Origin of the sequence: Lysobacter spongiicola DSM 21749, assembly GCF_900167055.1 — a bacterium.
In the GTDB taxonomy this organism is placed as follows: domain Bacteria; phylum Pseudomonadota; class Gammaproteobacteria; order Xanthomonadales; family Xanthomonadaceae; genus Novilysobacter; species Novilysobacter spongiicola.
This window is the reverse complement of sequence record NZ_FUXP01000004.1, coordinates 101,042-120,133: the sequence shown is the minus strand read 5'-3', so window position 1 is coordinate 120,133 and position 19,092 is coordinate 101,042. Positions and strand designations below refer to the sequence as shown.

Sequence of the window (19,092 nt, the reverse complement as noted above, 5' to 3'; positions counted from 1 at the left end):
GCAGCCGATATCACGATCGTGCCGGCCTCCCTGCCGGCCGGGCCTGGAGATGTCACAGCGGTCACAAAACGCGGGCGCGAGCCGGACATGAACCTGCAACTGCCTGCTTTCGAGCCGCCGGTCGGGTTGCCTGACGACTGGCGTACCGCGCTGCTGGAGGCCGACAGCGCGGCCGACCTGGTCGGACTGATCCTCCAGCTCGCCGAAGGGCAGCCGGGTGTGGGCCGCGCCCGCGTGCTGTGGGAGCTGGATCCGCAGGGGGTGCCGGCGAGCGAGCCACCGGGCGATGAGGCGCTGCTGCTGGCCGATGAGGCGATGCTGACGGGCTCGATCGTCGAGGGCGATGGTGGCCTGGTCGCGATCCCGCTGCCGGTCAGTACCGCCGTCCTCCTGGTGGAGCTCGTCGCGGGTGCCGGATCCGAAGCACTGGCACGCGACCTGGCCGCGCCCCTGGCCGCAGCCGACCGTCGCCTGCGCAACCGCCTGCGCCTGACCGAACTGGAGCGCGAGGTGCTCCATCTGGAGCGCGCCGAACAGGTCCAGCGCGCGCTGTTCGCCATCTCCGAGCTGGCCGGCTCCGACCGGGAGATGCCCGAGGTGCTGCAGGGCATCCACGGCATCGTCGGTTCGCTGATGTACGCCGAGAACTTCTTCATCGTGCTGCGTGATCCCGGCCAGGACACCATCCGCTTCCTCTATTTCGTCGACGTCGAGGATGAGCCACCGTTCGGCGAACTGCCGCTGGACGAGCTCAGGCAGTCGCTGACGTGGTACCTGCTGCGCTCGGGCGTTGCTCTGCGCGGCAACGAGGAACGGCTGATCCGGCAGGTCGACGGCCCGTTGCGGATGGTCGGCAGCGACTGCCATGACTGGCTGGGCGTGCCGATGCTGCGCAACGGCGAGGCGCTGGGAGCGATCGTGGTGCAGAGCTACCGCGACGACCAGGGATTCAGCGAAGACGACCAGACCCTGCTGGGCTTCGTCGCCGACCACGTACTCACCACCCTCGAACGCAAACGCAGCACCGAGTTGCTGGAGCACAGTGTCAAGCTGCGCACGCAGGAGCTGGCGCAGGCCAACTGCGACCTGCAACTGGAAGTGGCCGAGCGCCAGCGCGCGGAACGGCTGCAGTCCGCGCTGTTCCAGATCGCCCAACTGGCGACCGACGACATCGGCGAGGAGGCGTTCTACCTGCGCGTCCACGACATCGTCGGCCAGCTGCTGAACGCCGGCAACTTCTTCATCGCCCTGCTGTCGGCCGATGGCACGCGGCTGGAATTCCCCTACTACGTTGATTCCCACGGCAACAACGGCCCCATGCACCGGCCCCTGTCGCGCGGGCTGAGCGAGTACGTGCTGCGTACCCGGCAGCCATTGCTCGCCACCGCGCCCGGGATGGCGGCGCTCGAGGCCACCGGCGAGATCGAGTACCACCCCGGTCGCGGCCCGCGGTGCCACTGCTGGCTTGGCATCCCGCTGTTCCTGGGCGAAGACGTGATCGGCCTGGTCGCCGTCCAGAGCTACGATGCATCGGTCGGATACGGCCAGAACGACCGCGAACTGCTGGGCTTCGTCGCCTCGCAGATCGCCAGCAGCCTGCACCGGCGCCGGAGCGCGCAGGTACTTCAGCAGGCCTACGCCCAGCTGGAGGAGCGGGTCGCCGAACGCACCCATGAGTTGCGCCGAGAAATCAGCGAACGCGAGCGCGTGCAGGACCAGTTGCAGCACGAAGTCATGCACGACGCCCTGACCGGGCTGCCCAACCGCGGCCAGCTGCATGCGCGCATCGAGCGGGTGCTGGCACGGTTGCAGCTGGAGCCACAGCGCCGCTGCGCGCTGCTCTACCTGGACGTCGACCGCTTCAAGGTGGTCAACGACAGCCTCGGCCATCTTGCCGGCGACGACCTGCTCCGCGAGGTGGCCCGCCGCCTGCAGGCCTGCGTGCGCAAGCCGGACCTGGTGGCGCGCCTGTCCGGCGACGAGTTTGCGATCCTGATCGAGGACGCCTCGGTGGACGCCTCCGGCCGGCCGACCGCCGCCATCGCGGTGGCCGAGCGGATCCTCGACCTGCTGTCGCGGCCAATGCCGGTCGGTGGGCGGGCGCTCGAACCTTCGGCAAGTATCGGCATCGCCGTGGGCGACGCGCGCTATGCCGAGGTCGACGATCTTGTGCGCGATGCCGACACCGCGCTGTATCGCGCCAAGGCGCTGGGTCGGAAGCGCTGGCAGTTGTTCGACGAGTCCCTGCAACGTACCGCCATCGACGTACTGGAGATGGAGGGCGAGCTGCGCGAGGCCTTGCGGCTGGACCAGCTGGAGCCCTACTTCCAGCCGATCGTGCGACTGGACGACCGCAGCGTAGTCGGCCACGAGGCACTGATGCGCTGGAACCACCCCCGGCGGGGCGTGCTCGCTCCAGGCGATTTCCTGGCGGTCGCCGAAGAGAGCGGACTGATCGATGCGATGGACTGGCGGCTGTTCAAGCGCAGCGCGGCGTGGGCCGCCGGCATGCCGCCGGGTACCTACCTGAGCATCAACGTGTCGCCGCGGCACCTGCGCCGCGAGGACTTCGACCAGCGCATGCTGGAACTGCTCGGGCGAACCGGCATGGATCCGAAGCACCTGGTGATCGAAGTGACCGAAGGCTCGCTGCTCGACGACCCGGACAACGCGCGGATGATCCTGACCCGGCTGCAGTCGCACGGGGTGGGCACGGCGCTCGACGACTTCGGCACCGGCTATTCCTCGCTCAGTTACCTGCACGCGTTTCCGTTGCGGGTCCTCAAGATAGACCGCACCTTCCTTGCCAGCCTCGGCCAGCAGGGCCACAGCGCGGCCGTGATTTCGGCGGTCATCGCACTGGCCGGGGCGCTGGGACTGGACGTGGTGGCGGAAGGGATCGAGACGGAGGAGCAACGCCAGGTCCTGCTGGAGCTGGGTTGCGAGTTCGGCCAGGGCTACCTGTTCGGGAAGCCGATGCCGGCCACGGCAAGCGCACCGTAACCCGGTCTCACAGTGTGCGCAGCACCTCGCCGGATTCCTCCGCCAGCAGCTCGATGCTGCGCTCGCGCTGGCCACGATCGACCGGATGGGTGACGACGGCATAGCGACCGCCGGCCACCGCCTCCCTGACCTCCACGATAAGCTTGTCGTGATCGGGCCTCAGCGTCACCAGGCCACCGGCGAGCAGCCCGAAGACGGCACCGAACATCACCACCGCGCCTCCGGCCGCCCAGGGTGAGCTGCGGACCGCGGTGATGCCGGCCGCCCACAGCAGTCCGAACAGCACCAGGCCCGCCATCAACCCGAGCAGGCCGAGCGTGACGTGCGCCTTGATCGCCGTGTGCCAGATACCGCGGTCGTCAGGCTCGATCTTCCGGCCCGGGTGCGGCTCACCGGGGGAGAGCACCCGCACCTGCGCTTCGCCCAGCCCCAGCTCCCGCCGCAGGCGCGCAGCGGCCGCCTCGGCCCCACGCTGGTCGCCGAACAATGCGGCAACCTTGCTCGGGGCGCGTTCGCCCAGTACCGGACCGTCAGTCCTCATCGCATCCCTCCTGCAGGTGGGCATCGCGCAGCGGCGCAACGCATGCCGAGGGTGCCTGTCTTGGGGTAGATACCTGGTGAACCCGATCCCGCCGGGTGAGCAGTTGCCGTCAGCGGCGCCAGACCAGGCAACGGTTGTTGGCAGGCATGGCCACGTCCTCGGCCAGCTGGAACCCCAGGCCGGAGGCGAGGCCGTCGACCGCCTCGACATCGCGGATGCCCGAGCGCGGATCCCTCGCCTTCAGGGAAGCGTCGAACTCGCGGTTGCTGGCGCTGGTGAATTCACCGTCGTAATTGAAGGGCCCGTACACCACGATCGTGGCGTGCTGGGCCAGGGCCGCACTGGCACCTGCGAAGAAGGCCTGCACCTCCGCCCACGACATGATGTGCAGCGTGTTTGCGGAGAACACCGCATCGAAACGGTCGCGTGGGCCAAGCGCCGGCCAGGGCACCATGGCGACGTCCAGCTCCACCGGCGCCGGCGTGTTGGCGAGCGCGGCTTCGTCCAACCATGCGCGCACCCCGGGCAGGTTCCCCGCGCGATCCGAACACTGCCAGGACAACCATGGCATCGCCGCGGCGAAATGCACGGCGTGCTGTCCGGTGCCACTACCGACTTCCAGCACCTGTTTCGCGTTGCGGAACTGCTCCAGGAGCACGGTCAGGATGGGTTCGCGGTTGCGGGCGCAGGCCGCGGAGAAAGGTCTGGAAGGCGCTGTGATCGAATCCATGCCCCCTTGTTAGCAGGGCGCGAAGGGTGGATCAACCCAACCTTTGGGCCCCCGGGGGCCGGCGGCTATCGCGTATCCCGCAGGATGCCATCGAACCCCAGGTCCGCCAGTGGCCGCTCACCGCCGCTATCGGCACGCTCCCGCTGCTCGTCGCGAACGCTGCGGATCGCCCGGGCGATGTACGCCCAGATCCAGATTGCGGCGGTCAGCACTGCCACCCGCACGATGTTGACCGGGCTGCGCAGCGCCTCCCACACCGACGCCGCGGGTGCTTCGGCAAGCAGGACGAACACGCCCACGAAGATGATCGCCGCGACCAGCGACAGGCATGCCCAGCCGCACTCGCCGAGCGTCGCCTTGACGTACCTGATCACTTCCCACGGCCGGTTCATTGGATTGCTTCCATCTGGTCTCGTTCTGGTGGCGAATTCTGGAGCACTGGGCATCACGGGAGTGTCGAAAGAACGGCGCTGGAGCGCGAGACCCATGATCCCGGTCAGGCACCAGACAGCTTGCGTGGTCTTCGCGGCACCGGCACGGGTCCACCGCCTACCTTGTGTCCATGGAATCCCGTGACCTGACCCGGGGGCCGATTGCGCGGACCCTGTTCGTGTTCGCGCTGCCGATCCTCGGTGGCAACGTGCTGCAGTCCCTCAACGGCTCGGTCAATGCGATCTGGGTCGGCCGCTTCCTGGGCGAGGAAGCACTGACGGCGATCGCCAACGCCAACAACATCATGTTCCTGCTGCTTGGCGGCGTGTTCGGCTTCGGCATGGCCTCGACCATTCTGGTCGGCCAGGCGATGGGCCGGAAGGACCTGCCGGGCGCGCGCCGGGTGATCGGCACCGCAGCGACGTTTTTCCTCGGCATCTCGATCGCGCTGGCGGCAATCGGCCTGCCCCTGTCGCGCCACGTGCTGGCCTGGATGTCGACACCCGAGGCCTCGCTGCCGCTGGCCGACGCCTACCTGAAGATCATCTTCCTGGCGCTGCCGTTCCTCTACGCGTTCGCATTCCTGTCGGCGATACTTCGTGGGGCCGGAGATACCCGCACGCCCTTCCTGTTCCTGCTGTTAGCGGTGGCGCTGGACATCGTGCTGGTGCCGCTGCTGATCTTCGGCGTCGGACCGCTGCCGGAGATGGGCATGGCCGGCAGCGCCATGGCGACGCTGGTCGCAAACGCTGTTGCGCTGGCGGCGATACTCGCCTGGCTGCGTCATCGCCGACATCCATTGTGGATCGGCCGAGGCGAGCGCCAACTTTACCGCCCGGACTGGGCCATCGTGCGCACGCTGGTCACCAAGGGCGTGCCCATGGGGCTCCAGATGGTGCTGATTTCGATGGCGATGATCGCGATGATCACCATGGTCAACCAGTACGGCACCCACACCACGGCAGCCTACGGTGCGGCGCTGCAACTGTGGACCTATGTGCAGATGCCGGCCATGGCGATCGGCGTGGCCTGCTCGTCGATGGCTGCGCAGAACGTCGGTGCGGGCAACTGGCCCCGGGTGGAGGCGACCACGCGCGCAGGCGTCGGTTTCAACTTCCTGCTGACCGGTGGGCTGATCGCGCCGCTGATCCTGCTGGATCGCTTCACCCTGTCGATGTTCATGCCCGCCGGCAGCGAAGCGTTGGAGATCGCGCGCCACCTCAACCACATCGCGGTGTGGTCGTTCCTGTTCTTCGGGGTGACGTTCGTGATCGCCGGCGTGGTGCGCTCCACCGGCGCGGTGATCCCGCCCCTGGTGATCCTCGGGGTGGCGCTATGGGGCATCCGCATTCCATTCGCCAACGGGCTGCAACCACGGCTGGGGGTGGACGCGATCTGGTGGAGCTTCCCGGTCAGCGCATTCGTCTCCATGGCGCTGTCGATCGCCTACTACCGCTGGGGGCGGTGGCGGGAGGCGAACATGCTGCCGGCCGATCTCGATTCGGTCGCCATTCCGTCTGAGGTGCCGGCGCAGGTACCGGCGCCCGTGGCGGACGCCGGCGCACGCTGCGAGAAGGAGGCGCCGGGAGACGTTGCGCTGCCACGGTGAGGGACGCGACGCCGCTGTCCGGAAGGCTTCAGCCCTGCTCCTGCAGCCGCCCCACCGCCTCGACGATCGGTTTCGCCCACTGCGGCGTGTGGCGAAAGCGCGAGGCGGCGGGGGCGACGATGCGGCGGTCGCGCCAATGCAGCAGCAGGGATGGATTGGCCGCGGCGGCACCATCAGGCTGCTCGTGGCTGTTGTCGTACAGGCGCAACTCGTACAGGCCCGGCAGCAATCGGATCAGGTTGCGGCGTGCACCATCCCAGCGCGCGCGGACCTTGTCGGCGGGGATGTCGTGTCCGCCCGCGGCCACCCGCGATGCGATCCGCGCCAGGTGGCGCTCGGGAGAATCGAGTCCCACGAACCACAGGGTGACGTCATGGCTGTCGCAGGCTTTTGCGATCAGCGCCGGGATGGTGTTGCCGCCCAGGGTGGTTTCCAGGGCGAAGTTGCGACCCTGGGCAATGGCACGTTCCAGCGCGCGCCGTCCGTAGTGCCAGGCCGCGGCGTTCGCCTCGCCCGGCTCCATGCCGGTGGCGAGGAAACGCGTGGTGGCTTCGTCCGGGTTGTAGTAGTCGAGTCCCTGGCTGCGGATGGCGGCGCCAGCCACCGAGCTCTTGCCGGCGCCGTTGACCCCGGCCAGCACCAGCAGGGTCGGCCGGTCGGCCGGCGTGGGTGGCGTCATCGGCTGCGGAGGCCATCCCTGCGGCGACGGGCCGGACTGGGGATGCCGCCGGCAGCCACGCTGCGCAGCCGGCTGGCACCGGCGGGCGTGTCGAGCGCGGCGAACCGTCGATCGAATTCCGCGGCCAGCACTTCCAAAGGATCATTCGCGTTGGCGCGACGCACCAGGTCGGCGTAGGCCTCGACATCCACCACCACGGCCTGTGGCCGGCCGTGGTGGGTCACGATGACCTCGCCATGGCGCACCACTTCGCGCACGATGCCACTCCAGCCACTCTTCACTTCCGAGGCTGAGCGCACCGGCGTGTCGTCGCCGGCGAGCTGGCGGACGTGTTCGATGTTCCGGAGTGGCTGCATGGCGTCGATCCAACGGGGGAACCGAAGTCAATTTAGGCCTTATTTCCCTTTTTGTCCATTTCGTGCCGGGTGCTGCGACCCTGCCTGCACGGCCATCGTGGAGCATGGAGCCATGAGCCTGTTGTCTGCCGCCCACACGCTGGTCATTCCCATCCCCCGGCATGAATGGGCACCACCGGCACAGGGCCTGCAGCTTGACGGTATCCACCTCGGGCCGAAATCCGAGCTCCACATCACCGTGGTATCGGGCCGGCTGGGGAGGGAGCTGTCCGGCTCGCTCGGCTCCGGAATGCTGGACGGCCCGGTGAGGCAGGTCTTCCAATCGCTGGACTGGTCATACGAACGGACGGGCCGCCGGCTGCTGCTGTGCAAGCCGATGCTTACCGCCCGGCACGGTCCCACCGCCCATTCGGTCATCGAGTGCCTGCTGATGCCGGCAATGGCGGACTTCCACCGGCACCTGGGCCGTTGGCTGGGGCGGGAGTTGCTGGTCCCGCCACCGCACGTGACGCTGTACGTGGCGGGGCGCGACCGCGGGATCGGGGTGGCATCGCCGGCACAGCTTCGCGGTTTGTGCGTGCGGGAGATTCACGCCGGCGAGATTCCGGACTGATCGGTGCCCACTCCATACGGTTCCGCATCGGAAAGTGTCGATGCGCTGCGTCATTGGCCCCTGCGATATCCACACCGCCTACACGGGCCCTTCACATGAACGGCAACTGACGCTGTCGCGTTCACGACCGGCGTCACGCTTTTCGCCTCTTCCGTGGATTCTTCGCCATCCCACCTTGCGTCGCGGGTAGAACCGGCCGGGCAGGGGGCACACGAACCAACACAAGGGGTTCATGGAATGAATCAGGGATCCAAGGTATTGCTGTCGGCCATGCTCGGCAGCCTGCTCGTTTCACCCGCGCTCGCCGCCGAGCCGTCGCAGCGCCCGGACGCCGGCCTCCAAGTCGGCCTCGACGCCGAAGAAGCCGCGCTGCTACCGCAGCGGCAGGCATTGCAGAGCTATTTCCGCGACGCCTACGCCCGGTACCCGGCGATTCCCGCCGGCACGCTCGAAGCGATCGCCTACGTACAGAGCCGTTGGCTCCACCTGCGGCCCGACCCGAAGCAGATGCAGGGCGAGCGCCACCACCACATGCCTGCCGCGCACGGCGCCATGGGGCTGTACGCCGGTGACGGTTTCGCCGACCAGGTGGGCGAGGCGGCACGCCTGCTGGGCGTCAGCGCGAGCCGGGTGCGCGATGACCCGCGGACCAACGTGCTCGCGGCCGCCGCATTGCTGGATCGGGAAATCCGCAGTGATGCCGGCCAGGCCGAAGCACTCCGCGGCCGGCTCGGCAAACCCACCCCCGAGTCGATCCGCCCCGCGCTGATGCGCTACGCCGGATTCGCATCCGCGCCGGCGGGCGCCGCGGCCGACAGTGAAGTCGCCGACTACGCCCGCACCAGCTTTGCCTACGACGTGCTGTTGGCCCAGGACCGCGGAGTGGACGACCGCGGCATCAAGGTGCCGGAGCGTGCCATCGAATGGGAACGGGCGTTCGAGATGGACCAGCTGGTGAAGTTGCGCGCGCCGTTCGTGCGCCTGGACGTCACCCGCGACCGGATCGAGACCGCCGGCTTCGAGCTCGACCCGATCAGCGAGACGTTGCAGGCCCGGTCACCGGAGGTCGGCCTGCTCGCGGCCGAAGATGCGCCGGACATGGGCACGCAGAGCACCGACTACGGGCCGGCGCTGTGGGTGGCCTCGCCCTACCACCGCACCCGCAGCAGCTACAGCTCGGTCACCATCCACACCGCACAGGGCAGCTACGGCGGCACCATCTCCTGGTTCCAGAACAATCCGTACAGCGTCAGTGCGCACTACGTGATCCGCAGTTCCGATGGGCAGGTCACGCAGATGGTGCGCAACTCGCGCGGGGCCCACCACGTCGGCGTGCACAACGGCACCACGCTGGGCATCGAGCACGAGGGCTACGTCAACAACAGCTCGTGGTACACCACCGCGATGTACAACAGCTCGGCGGCGCTGGTGCGCAGCTTCTGCAGCAAGTACTCGGCGATCAGCTGCGCCAACGCCTACAGCGGCCCCGCCCACAGCGGCGTGGTGGTGCTGTCGACCGCGATCGACGTCAAGGGCCACCAGCACTACAGCAGCCAGACCCACACCGACCCGGGCATCAACTGGAACTGGGGGCGCTACTACAACCTGTTGAACCCGGGCGGCGGCGGTGGCGGCGGTACCACCATCCTCGACAGCTTCGAGGGCAGCGTCGGGCACTTCAACACCAGTCCGTCCTATTCCGGCAGCACCACCGGCATCTCGACCGCCTCCAGCGCCACGCGCACCTGCGCCACCCGGCGCAACGGGAACTGTTCGCTGCGGGTGCTGCTGAAGGACAACAGTGGCTCCTCCGCCAACTGGGCGGTCCGCCTGTTGTCGGGCACCGGCCGTCCCGGCAGCAACACCCCGCTGACCCGCTCCGGCGGCAAGGTCGGGTTCTGGGTGTTCGCCGCCGGTAGCGGCATGCAGGTCGGGCTGGGCATCGACGACAGCGACGGCACCGAGCGTTCGGTACGCCGTTCGCTGCCGGCCAACCAGTGGACCTATGTGTCGTGGTCGCTGACCGATGCGGCGCAGTGGAATGCCTGGGCCGGCGGCAACGGCGCCATCAGCGCCGGCACGGTGAAACTGGACGCGATCTGGCTGTACCGGGCGCAGACCGCCTGGGACGTCAACGTCTACATCGACGACGTACAGATCCAGAACTGACCGGGTAGCGCCGGGGTGCCTGCCGTTCGCGGCGGGCGCCCCGTTCTTCGTCGCACTGGCGGGGTGGCGGACCTAGAGCTGTGACTCGATCGGCAGCCAACCCAGGATGGCCGCCAGGGCCCGGCGTGGCCACGATACATCCGGCTCGTCCTCCAGGACGGTCGCCGGGTCGCTGGCGCGGTCCAGCCAGCGCAGCTCGCCGCCGGCGTCCAGGTACAGCCAGTAGCTCAGCTGCGGCGACGACAGTCGCAGGTATTCGGCGCGCACGCCGGCGGCCAACCCGGGGTCATCGAACAGCACGCCCATCTCGGTGTTGAGGTTGGCAGAGCGTGGGTCGAGGTTGAACGAGCCGACGAATCCGTGGCGGTCGTCGAGCACGAATGCCTTCGTGTGCAGGCTGGCGCCGCTGCTGCCGAACGCGCCCGCCGTGTCCTGATGCCCGCGTGCCTTCATTTCATACAGCTGCACGCCGCCACGCAGCAGCGGACCGCGGTAGCCGGCGTAGCCGCTGTGCACCGCCGGCACGTCGTTGGCGGCCAGCGAGTTGGTGACGATGCCGACCTGCACGCCGGCGTCCACCAGCGCACCGAACTCGCGGGTCAGTGTGTCGCCCGGCACGAAGTACGGCGAGACCAGCAGGGCCTTGTCGCGACTGCCGCGCACCGCGTCGCCGAGCCGGGTCGACAACCAGTCGCCACGGTCATCGTCGCCGGCCTTCAACGGAGGATCGGAAACGACTTCCAGGCTGTCGCTCCAGTGGGGCTGCAACCGGCCTTCGAGGTAACCGTGCACGGTGCGGGAGGCGGCGACGCGTGACAGGTACGGCCGCGCACGCGCCTCCAGTGCGGCGTCCTCGACATCCGAAAGGAAGCCGGCCAGCTGGTCCGGCGTGGTCGTGTTGAGCGCGGCGATCGGCACCACCGCCGGGCTGTTCCAGAACGCGTCGAAGATCGCGCTGGCCTGCTCCACCGCCGGCCCGAACAGCATCAGGTCGAGGTCGTGGAAGTTGACCGCTTCAGCGGCAGCGAAGTATTCCTCGCCGATGTTGCGCCCGCCGATCACCGCCACCCGCCCGTCGGCGATCCAGGCCTTGTTGTGCATCCGGTAGTTGATGCTGAAGGCCCGTTGCACCAGCTCGACCCCGCGCTCCAGTCCGCTGGCGCGGTTGCGGAAGGGGTTGTACAGCCGCAGCTCGATGCCGGGGTGCGCGTCCAGCGCCATCCACTTCGGATCCAGCCCCTCGGCAGTCAGGTCGTCGAGCAGGATCCGCACGCGCACGCCCCGCTTGGCGGCGGCATGCGCCTCGCGTGCGAGCAGCTGGCCGGCCAGGTCGTCGTTCCAGATGTAGTACTGCAGGTCCAGGCTGCGGCCGGCCCGCCGCGCGCTCATGGCGCGGGCGGCGAAGGCATCCAGGCCATCGGTGAGCAGCAGTGCGCCGGTCTGCCCGGGGTGGGCGGCGAGGATCGGGGCGAGTTCGCGATCGATCGCCGTGCGCGCCGGGTGCAGCGGCAACGCATGCCCGGACGCGCCGGTGGCCTTGGGAGCGAGTTGCTCGCTGAACAACAGGCCGCTGCCGACCAGGGCCATCAGCAGCACGATCGCGACCGCGATCCCGCGCAGCAGGCGTCTTCGCAGCGTGGGCGCCATGGGTGGGGTGTCGGGATTCATCGCGATACGATGGTGGCACGCGACCCCGCGATGGTCGAACGGCGGGTCAGCCTCGCGCCAGCGCCGTTGTCATGCGCCGCTCGTCCCGGCGTGCCCAGACATATACCAGCAGGCCACCAACCGCCGTCGCCGCACCGACATAGCCGGTCGATGTCCACCCCAGGCCGGCGCTGATCGCCAGTCCGCCGAGCCAGGGCCCCAGCGCATTGGCGGCGTTGAACGCGGCATGGTTGGACGCGGCGGCCAGGGTCTGCGCGTCGCCGGCCACGTCCATAAGGCGCGTCTGCAACACCGGCGCCAGTGCACCCATCGTGCCGACCGCGATCACTGCCGGCAGCATCGACCACAACGAGTGCGCCGCTAACGGGTAGGCCAGCAGCACCAGCGCCGACCATCCCAGGATCACCGGCGTGGCGCGGAACTGCAGCCGGTCGACCAGCCACCCGCCGGCGAGGTTGCCGATGATCGAGCCGACGCCGAACACCGCCATCGCCACGGGGATCCAGCCCTCGGCGGTGCCCGTCACTTCAGTGAGCGTCGGCGCAAGGTAGCTGAAGGCGCAGAACATGCCGGCGAAGCCGATCGCGCCGATCAGCAGCGTCAGCCAGACCTGCGACGTATTAAACGCCCGCATCTCCCGCAGCGGCGCCTGCCGCGGTTCGGCGCGATCGTCGACCAGCGAGCTCGCGACCAGGATGACGGTCAACACCGCGACCGCAGCGACGAGGGCAAACACATAGCGCCAGCTCAGTGCCTGACCCATCCAGGTGGCCAACGGGTTGCCGACCAAAATCGCGACCGACAGGCCCAGCATCACCCGGCTGATCGCCGCGCCCCGCTGGCCCGGGCCACCGATGGACGCGGCCACCAGCATCGCCACGCCGAAGTACGCCCCGTGCGGCAGGCCGGCGATGAAGCGGAACGCCAGCATCACGTGATAGTCGGGCGCGAAGGCGGTGGCCAGGTTGGCGAGCGCGTAGAAGCCCATCAGCGCCAGCAGCAGCGTGCGCCGTGGCAGCCGCGCCCCGAGGATCGCCAGCAATGGTGCGCCCACCACTACGCCGAGCGCGTAGGCGCTGATCATGTGGCCGACCTGCGGCTCGTTGACGCCCAGATCCGCGACCAGGCTCGGCATCAGGCCCATCATCGCGAACTCGCTGGTGCCGATCGCGAACCCGCCAACCGCGAGCGCGAACAGGATCGCGGCGTAGCGGGCGCGGTTGCGCTCATGGGCGGTCGGGGCTGTGGCGGGCGCCAAGGCGGAATCTTCTGGAAACGGGCCGGCTATTGTGCGCCGCAGCACAACCGGAAGGGGTAACAGCAGCGGAACAGCGTGTGCCGCGCTCGACAAAGCTCTTTGTAGGAGCGGCTTCAACCGCGATCGTGAAGCCGGCGCGGGCGGACGGCTCCCAATCGCGGCTGAAGCCGCTCCTACAAAAGGCGAGGCCTCACCGTCTGAATCGTTCATTCGCTGTCTCAACGGATGCGACACGACGCTGGTCTACTGCGCGCCTTTGGCGGGAGCGGGCGCATGGGGCGGGCACTGGTACGGCAGGAGGGGGCGGGCGACAAAGTCGACCGCCTCGATGCAGGCGGGATCCTGCCGGTGCGGGAGACACGCCGCCGCGGCGACGGTGCCGCGCTGACCCAGGCGCTGTCCAAGCGCTACGCCGACCGGATCACCGGCAGCTTCACCATCCCCGGTCGCGAGGGCGACTACGCACCGATTCCCGATGACGTCCCCGTGGCGCTCGCCGATGCGTTGCGCGCGCGCGGCGTCGACCGCCTCTACCGCCACCAGGCCAACGCCTGGGCCGCGTCGCAGCGTGGCGAAAACGTCGCCATCGTCACCCCGACCGCTTCGGGCAAGTCGCTGTGCTACACGCTGCCGGTGGTGAGCGCGGCGATGCAGGGCAATGCCAAGGCCCTCTACCTGTTCCCGACCAAGGCGCTGGCGCAGGACCAGGTGGCCGAGCTGCTCGAACTCAACCGCGCCGGCGACCTCGGGGTCAAGGCGTTTACCTTCGACGGCGACACCCCCGGCGACGCGCGCCAGGCCATCCGCCTGCACGGCGACATCGTCGTGTCCAACCCCGACATGCTCCACCAGGCGATCCTGCCGCACCACACCAAGTGGGCGCAGTTCTTCGAGAACCTGCGCTACGTGGTGATCGACGAGATCCACACTTACAGGGGTGTATTCGGCAGCCACGTCACCAACGTGCTGCGCCGGCTCAAGCGCATCTGCGCGTTCTACGGCGTCACCCCGCAGTTCATCCTGTGCTCGGCGACGATCGGCAACCCGGCCGAGCACGCGCGCGCGCTGATCGAGGCCGACGTGCACGCGATCACCGAGTCCGGCGCGCCCACCGGCGACAAACACGTGCTGCTGTGGAACCCGCCGGTGATCAACCCCGACCTCGGGCTGCGGGCGTCAGCGCGGTCGCAGGCCAACCGCATCGCCCGCATCGCGATCAAGTCCGGGCTGAAGACGCTGGTGTTCGCGCAGACCCGGCTGATGGTCGAGGTGCTGACCAAGTACCTCAAGGACGTGTTCGACAGCGACCCGCGCCGGCCCCCGCGCATCCGCGCCTACCGCGGCGGCTACCTGCCGACCGAGCGCCGCGCGGCCGAGCGCGACATGCGCGCCGGCAACATCGACGGGATCATCTCGACCTCGGCGCTGGAGCTCGGCGTCGACATCGGCTCGCTCGACGTGGTCGTGCTCAACGGCTACCCGGGCTCGGTCGCCGCTACGTGGCAGCGTTTCGGTCGCGCGGGCCGCCGGCAGCAGCCGAGCCTCGGCGTGCTGGTGGCGAACTCGCAGCCGCTCGACCAGTACGTCGTGCGCCATCCCGATTTCTTCGCCGACGCTTCCCCCGAGCACGCGCGCACCGCGCCCGACCAGCCGCTGATCCTGTTCGACCACATCCGCTGCGCCGCGTTCGAGCTGCCGTTCGTGGTCGACGAAATGTTCGGCCCGATCGAGCCGGAGGTGTATCTCGAGGCGTTGGCGGAGACCGAGGTCGTCCACCGCGAGGGCGACCGCTGGGAGTGGATCGCCGACAGTTATCCGGCCAACGCGGTGTCGCTGCGTTCGGTCGCCGACGGCAATTTCGTGGTGGTCGACCGCACCGGCGGCAAGCAGCAGATCATCGCCGAGGTCGACTACTCGGCGGCCGCGCTGACCCTGTACGAAGGCGCGATCCACATGGTGCAGAGCACGCCGTACCAGGTCGAACGGCTCGACTGGGAAGGCCGCAAGGCCTACGTCACCCGCACCCACGTCGACTACTACACCGACTCGATCGACTACTCGAAGCTGAAGGTGCTCGAGCGCTTCGACGGCATCGACGCCGGCCACGGCGACTGCGGGCACGGCGAGGTGCACGTGGTGCGGCGCGTCGCCGGCTACAAGAAGATCCGCTACTACACCCACGAGAACATCGGCTACGGCCCGGTCAACCTGCCCGACCAGGAACTGCACACCACCGCGGTCTGGTGGCAGTTGCCGCAGGCGACCCTGCTGGCGTGGTTCGCCTCGCGCCAGGACGCGCTCGACGGTTTCCTCGGCGCCGGATACGCGCTGCACGTGGTGGCGACCGTCGCGGTGATGGCCGACGCGCGCGACCTGCAGAAGGCGGTCGGCAGCGGCGACGGCGCGTGGTTCGCGACCGCCGATGCGAAGGGCCGCGGCCAGCTGCGCGGGGTGGAGGGTCCGGTCGAAGGCCTGTCGATCGCCCCCGGCGCGCGCGCTCGGTTGCCGCAGGACGCGCACGAGGACTACATGGAAATACATGGCGCCGGCGAGGGCCGCGACGGGACCGACAACCATGACGCGGGGCACCCGGTGATGCGTGCGGTGTCCGCCGATGGCGGCGCCGAGGGCGATTCGAGGCGCGATGGGATACCGGCCCACGACGCCACCGCCGGGGACGTCGAAATGCAGCAGTTCGTGCCGACCATCTACCTGTACGACAACTTCCCCGGCGGCGTCGGCCTGAGCGAACCGCTGTGGACACGACAGGCCGAACTGGTGCGCCGTGCGACCGAACTGGTAGAGCGCTGCGACTGCAAGGCCGGCTGCCCCGCCTGCGTCGGCCCGGTACTGGCAAGCGATGAAACCGGCGAAGGCACGACCCCGAAATCGCTGGCGCGGCGGGTGCTGGGATTGCTGGCGGAGGCAACGGCGTGAAGCTTTTCGGCCCCGTCCACGCTCCTCGTGCCCCGACGTCCGGTGAGGTGGCGGCCGCTCATCCACGACCGCGACCTCCGCTGGCATGTAGGAGCGGCTTCAGCCGCGATCTGGAACCGGGCACCCAGCCAGACATCCGATCGCGGCTGAAGCCGCTTCTACAGAGGCGGGGTGCTGCATCGCAAACACGGCTCCCTTTCCTCCCGACAGCGGGTTGTAGGAGCGACGTGAGTCGCGACCCGCCGACGCCTGGAAACGATGTACAGGTCGCGACTCACGTCGCTCCTACAGGACGGCTGGCGGCACGGGTGCCCGGGCGAGATCGCGGGCGGCGCGTATCGCCAAGCATCTTCTGCGGAGCATCGCGATGAGCATCACGCTGGACCGGCTGCGTACGCTCAAGCGGCAAGCGGGTGTCGATGGCCCGCGCCGGAAGGAAGGGACGCGAGCCATCGTGCCCACGCCGCGACCAGGGTCACGCGAATCCACGCAAAGTTCATCTGCATCTGCAGCGGCAACGACATCGGCGTCGGCATCCGCATCTGCAACGGCTTCGGCATCGGTATCGGCGCAAACGCCGGCAACGGTCCCGGCGCCTGTGTCGGCACCCATGCCCACCATGGCAGCTGCGCCCACCCGCGCCAGCACCTCGATCGACTCGCTGCGCCGGCTGCTCGGCGTACGTGAGCGGGTGCCTTCCTACACCGTCGCCCGCGGACCGGTGGACCGGTCCCTGCCGGGACATGAAATCGCGCCGGGGCTGCTGCTGATCGAGTCCCGGTTGCCGTTCGCCGCGCCCGCAGGTCCGCTGCCCCTGGACTTTGCGCGCCGCAGCGACGTCGTGAACCCCCGCGACCTGCTGTTCTTCGATACCGAGACCACCGGGTTGGCCGGCGGCACCGGCACCCGCGCCTTCCAGATCGGTGCGGCCGACTGGCACCACGACCCGGAGCATGGCGACAGCCTGCGCATACGCCAGTTGCTGATCACCACGCTGGCGGCGGAGCGCTCGATGCTGGAGATGTTCCGGAGCTGGCTGCGGCCATCGACGGTGCTGTCGAGCTACAACGGCCGCAGCTACGACGCGCCGCTGCTCAAGACGCGCTACCGCCTTGCCCGGATGGGTGATCCGATCACGCCACTGGACCACGTCGACCTGCTGCACCCCACGCGCCGCCGCTACCGTGGTGTCTGGGAGAACTGCCGGCTGGCGACGATCGAGCGCGAGCTGCTGCGCATCATCCGCGAGGATGACCTGCCCGGCTCGCAGGCCCCGGCCGCATGGCTGTCGTACCTGCGCGGCGGCTCCTCGGGGCTGCTGCGCCGCGTCTGCGCCCACAACCACCAGGACGTGGTGACGCTGGCGCGCCTGATGCTGCGACTGGTGGAGGCGCATGCACGGGACCAGGAGGATCCGGCCACCTTTACATGATGCACACGACGGCGCCCGCAACCTGCTGCGGATTGCCTCCCGGAGAGACGCCATGATCCGCAATGTCCTGCCCATCGCCGTGCTGCTGGGTTCCGTCGTCGCCTGCACCACCATGCCGCCCCCGGGCGCGGACGCGGGTGCCACCGGGCCGTGCAATGCCGACAACGCCAGCTGGGCAGTGGGCCAGGCAGCCACGCCGGAAGTGGTCGAACGCGCGCGCGCAGGCAGCAACAGCCGTGACGTACGCGTCATCGAGCCCGGGCAGGCAGTCACCATGGACCACCGGCCGGACCGGCTGAACATCGACGTCAACGAACGCGGCGCGATCACCGGATTGCGCTGCGGCTGAAGGCGGTCGCGACGGCCTCGGATCTTGTAGGAGCGGCTTCAGCCGCGATCCGGCAATGGGCCGCACGCGCCGGTTGCACGATCGCGGCTGAAGCCGCTCCTACGACAGCATTGGTGTTTCGTGGTCGCGACTGACGTCGCTCCTACGGGCCGCTGCCTGCGCTGGCGTTAGACTGGCGGTCCACCCAGCAACGGGCTGATGCCATGCGACGCAAGCACTATTTCTGGCTGCTCGCCGCCATCGTGGTGGTGGTCCTGTGGTTCTGGACCCGCCCGGCCGACGACGGCACCCTCGACGCACCGCCTGCCCCGGTGGAGACACCTGCCGACGCCGCCACGTCCGATGGGCCGGGCAGCCCGGGTGCCGGAGGCTCTCCATCCTCCGGATCCGGATCCGGATCCGGCCCGACTACCAGTTCCGGCAGCGCCATCCCCGGCACCGTTCCTGCGCCGGCACCGCCGCCCGGCAGCCGATCGGCCGACTATCCCGCTTTCCTGCCTGCCGAAGCGCACCCGGTGCTGGACGACATCGCCCACGGCGGGCCTTTCGAATACCGACAGGACGGCAGCGTGTTCCACAACCGCGAAGGCCTGTTGCCCGAGCGCGGGCGCGGCTACTACCGCGAGTTCACCGTGCCCACGCCCGGGTCGGACGATCGCGGCGCGCGCCGCATCGTGATCGGGGGCGATCCACCGGAGGTCTATTTCTACACGGACGACCACTACGCAAGCTTCCGCCGCTTTGACATCCCCCGGGTGTCGCGATGAACGCAGTCGACATCCGGGCGATGCTGGTCGACCCGCTGCAGTCGGGCGCCTATTTCGTCGATGAGCGCGACACCCGGCCCATGGTGGAAGCCGGCGCGGCCCTCAACCTGGCGGTCGCACGCATCGACCTCGAAGGCGTCACGGACAAGGCCGAAGCACTCAGGCACATCGGCAAGGCCCTGCGCTTTCCCGACTGGTTCGGGGGCAACTGGGATGCCCTGGCCGACAGCCTCGGCGACATGTCCTGGTGGCACGCGCCCGGTTACCTGCTGTTGCTGGAGCATGCCGGGCAATGGCGGGAGGCGGACCAGGCCGCGTTCGATACGCTGCTGGCGATCTTCAACGAAGCCGCCGAGGAGTGGCGCGGGCAGAACGTCCCGTTCTGGGCCCTGGTGCCGCTGCCGGAGGAGACGCTGGAGATGCTGGCGCCCTGACCCGCGCCACTGCATGCCTGTAGGAGCGGCTTCAGCCGCGATCTGGAACCGGCGAGGGTCCGCCGGCATCCGATCGCGGCTGAAGCCGCTCCTACAAACGCGGGCGGTTCCGATT

General features: G+C 69.0%; 15 protein-coding genes and 1 pseudogene. 9 read left to right on the top strand and 7 right to left on the bottom strand.

The window, feature by feature from the left end; all coding sequences use genetic code 11:
• The first annotated feature begins 87 nt into the window (after nucleotides 1-87).
• Nucleotides 88-3,003 (top strand): bifunctional diguanylate cyclase/phosphodiesterase, encoded by a 2,916-nt coding sequence (locus B5D37_RS07380; protein WP_078758083.1) that lies wholly within the window; start codon nucleotides 88-90, stop codon nucleotides 3,001-3,003.
• 7 nt (nucleotides 3,004-3,010) lie between these two features.
• On the opposite strand, the gene B5D37_RS07375 is transcribed toward B5D37_RS07380, so the two are convergent.
• The 3 genes from B5D37_RS07375 to B5D37_RS07365 form a co-directional block, all read right to left on the bottom strand.
• Entirely contained in the window at nucleotides 3,011-3,544 is a 534-nt protein-coding gene (locus tag B5D37_RS07375; RefSeq protein WP_078758082.1) for a riboflavin biosynthesis protein RibA, read from the bottom strand.
• A 109-nt stretch (nucleotides 3,545-3,653) separates the two neighbouring features.
• Nucleotides 3,654-4,274: a DUF938 domain-containing protein gene (locus B5D37_RS07370; RefSeq protein WP_078758081.1), complete on the bottom strand. Its 621-nt coding sequence runs from the start codon at nucleotides 4,272-4,274 to the stop codon at nucleotides 3,654-3,656.
• A 65-nt stretch (nucleotides 4,275-4,339) separates the two neighbouring features.
• Nucleotides 4,340-4,666: a hypothetical protein gene (locus tag B5D37_RS07365; protein ID WP_078758080.1), complete on the bottom strand. Its 327-nt coding sequence runs from the start codon at nucleotides 4,664-4,666 to the stop codon at nucleotides 4,340-4,342.
• A gap of 170 nt (nucleotides 4,667-4,836) precedes the next feature.
• Between B5D37_RS07365 and B5D37_RS07360 the strand changes: the two genes are divergently transcribed.
• Nucleotides 4,837-6,315, top strand: a complete 1,479-nt coding sequence (locus B5D37_RS07360; protein WP_078758079.1) for an MATE family efflux transporter — start codon at nucleotides 4,837-4,839, stop codon at nucleotides 6,313-6,315.
• A gap of 28 nt (nucleotides 6,316-6,343) precedes the next feature.
• On the opposite strand, the gene B5D37_RS07355 is transcribed toward B5D37_RS07360, so the two are convergent.
• Both B5D37_RS07355 and B5D37_RS07350 read right to left on the bottom strand, forming a co-directional pair.
• Nucleotides 6,344-6,994 (bottom strand): ATPase, encoded by a 651-nt coding sequence (locus B5D37_RS07355; RefSeq protein WP_078758078.1) that lies wholly within the window; start codon nucleotides 6,992-6,994, stop codon nucleotides 6,344-6,346.
• Complete coding sequence (locus B5D37_RS07350) at nucleotides 6,991-7,350, bottom strand: type II toxin-antitoxin system prevent-host-death family antitoxin (protein WP_078758077.1); 360 nt, start codon at nucleotides 7,348-7,350, stop codon at nucleotides 6,991-6,993. Before B5D37_RS07350 ends, B5D37_RS07355 begins: the two co-directional genes overlap by 4 nt.
• Nucleotides 7,351-7,462: 112 nt before the next feature.
• On the opposite strand from B5D37_RS07350, the gene B5D37_RS07345 reads away from it, so the two are divergent.
• Complete coding sequence (locus B5D37_RS07345; protein WP_078758076.1) at nucleotides 7,463-7,963, top strand: hypothetical protein; 501 nt, start codon at nucleotides 7,463-7,465, stop codon at nucleotides 7,961-7,963.
• 237 nt (nucleotides 7,964-8,200) lie between these two features.
• On the top strand, nucleotides 8,201-10,132 hold the full coding sequence (locus B5D37_RS07340; protein ID WP_078758075.1) for an N-acetylmuramoyl-L-alanine amidase: 1,932 nt from the start codon (nucleotides 8,201-8,203) through the stop codon (nucleotides 10,130-10,132).
• A gap of 72 nt (nucleotides 10,133-10,204) precedes the next feature.
• On the opposite strand, the gene B5D37_RS07335 is transcribed toward B5D37_RS07340, so the two are convergent.
• Both B5D37_RS07335 and B5D37_RS07330 read right to left on the bottom strand, forming a co-directional pair.
• Entirely contained in the window at nucleotides 10,205-11,800 is a 1,596-nt protein-coding gene (locus B5D37_RS07335) for a phospholipase D family protein (protein ID WP_078758074.1), read from the bottom strand.
• A gap of 46 nt (nucleotides 11,801-11,846) precedes the next feature.
• Complete coding sequence (locus B5D37_RS07330) at nucleotides 11,847-13,058, bottom strand: MFS transporter (protein ID WP_234987747.1); 1,212 nt, start codon at nucleotides 13,056-13,058, stop codon at nucleotides 11,847-11,849.
• 273 nt (nucleotides 13,059-13,331) lie between these two features.
• Between B5D37_RS07330 and B5D37_RS07325 the strand changes: the two genes are divergently transcribed.
• The 5 genes and pseudogenes from B5D37_RS07325 to B5D37_RS07305 all read left to right on the top strand — a co-directional run bounded on the left by B5D37_RS07325 (nucleotide 13,332) and on the right by B5D37_RS07305 (nucleotide 18,977).
• Complete coding sequence (locus B5D37_RS07325) at nucleotides 13,332-15,995, top strand: DEAD/DEAH box helicase (protein ID WP_078758072.1); 2,664 nt, start codon at nucleotides 13,332-13,334, stop codon at nucleotides 15,993-15,995.
• A gap of 511 nt (nucleotides 15,996-16,506) precedes the next feature.
• A pseudogene (locus B5D37_RS07320) lies at nucleotides 16,507-17,427 on the top strand (ribonuclease H-like domain-containing protein); the annotation flags it as partial.
• Nucleotides 17,428-17,479: 52 nt separating this feature from the next.
• Nucleotides 17,480-17,776: an I78 family peptidase inhibitor gene (locus tag B5D37_RS07315; RefSeq protein ID WP_159447359.1), complete on the top strand. Its 297-nt coding sequence runs from the start codon at nucleotides 17,480-17,482 to the stop codon at nucleotides 17,774-17,776.
• A 203-nt stretch (nucleotides 17,777-17,979) separates the two neighbouring features.
• Nucleotides 17,980-18,543: a guanyl-specific ribonuclease gene (locus B5D37_RS07310; protein WP_078758069.1), complete on the top strand. Its 564-nt coding sequence runs from the start codon at nucleotides 17,980-17,982 to the stop codon at nucleotides 18,541-18,543.
• Nucleotides 18,540-18,977, top strand: coding sequence for a barstar family protein (locus B5D37_RS07305; RefSeq protein WP_078758068.1), 438 nt, complete (start codon nucleotides 18,540-18,542; stop codon nucleotides 18,975-18,977). Before B5D37_RS07310 ends, B5D37_RS07305 begins: the two co-directional genes overlap by 4 nt.
• Nucleotides 18,978-19,092: the final 115 nt, after the last annotated feature.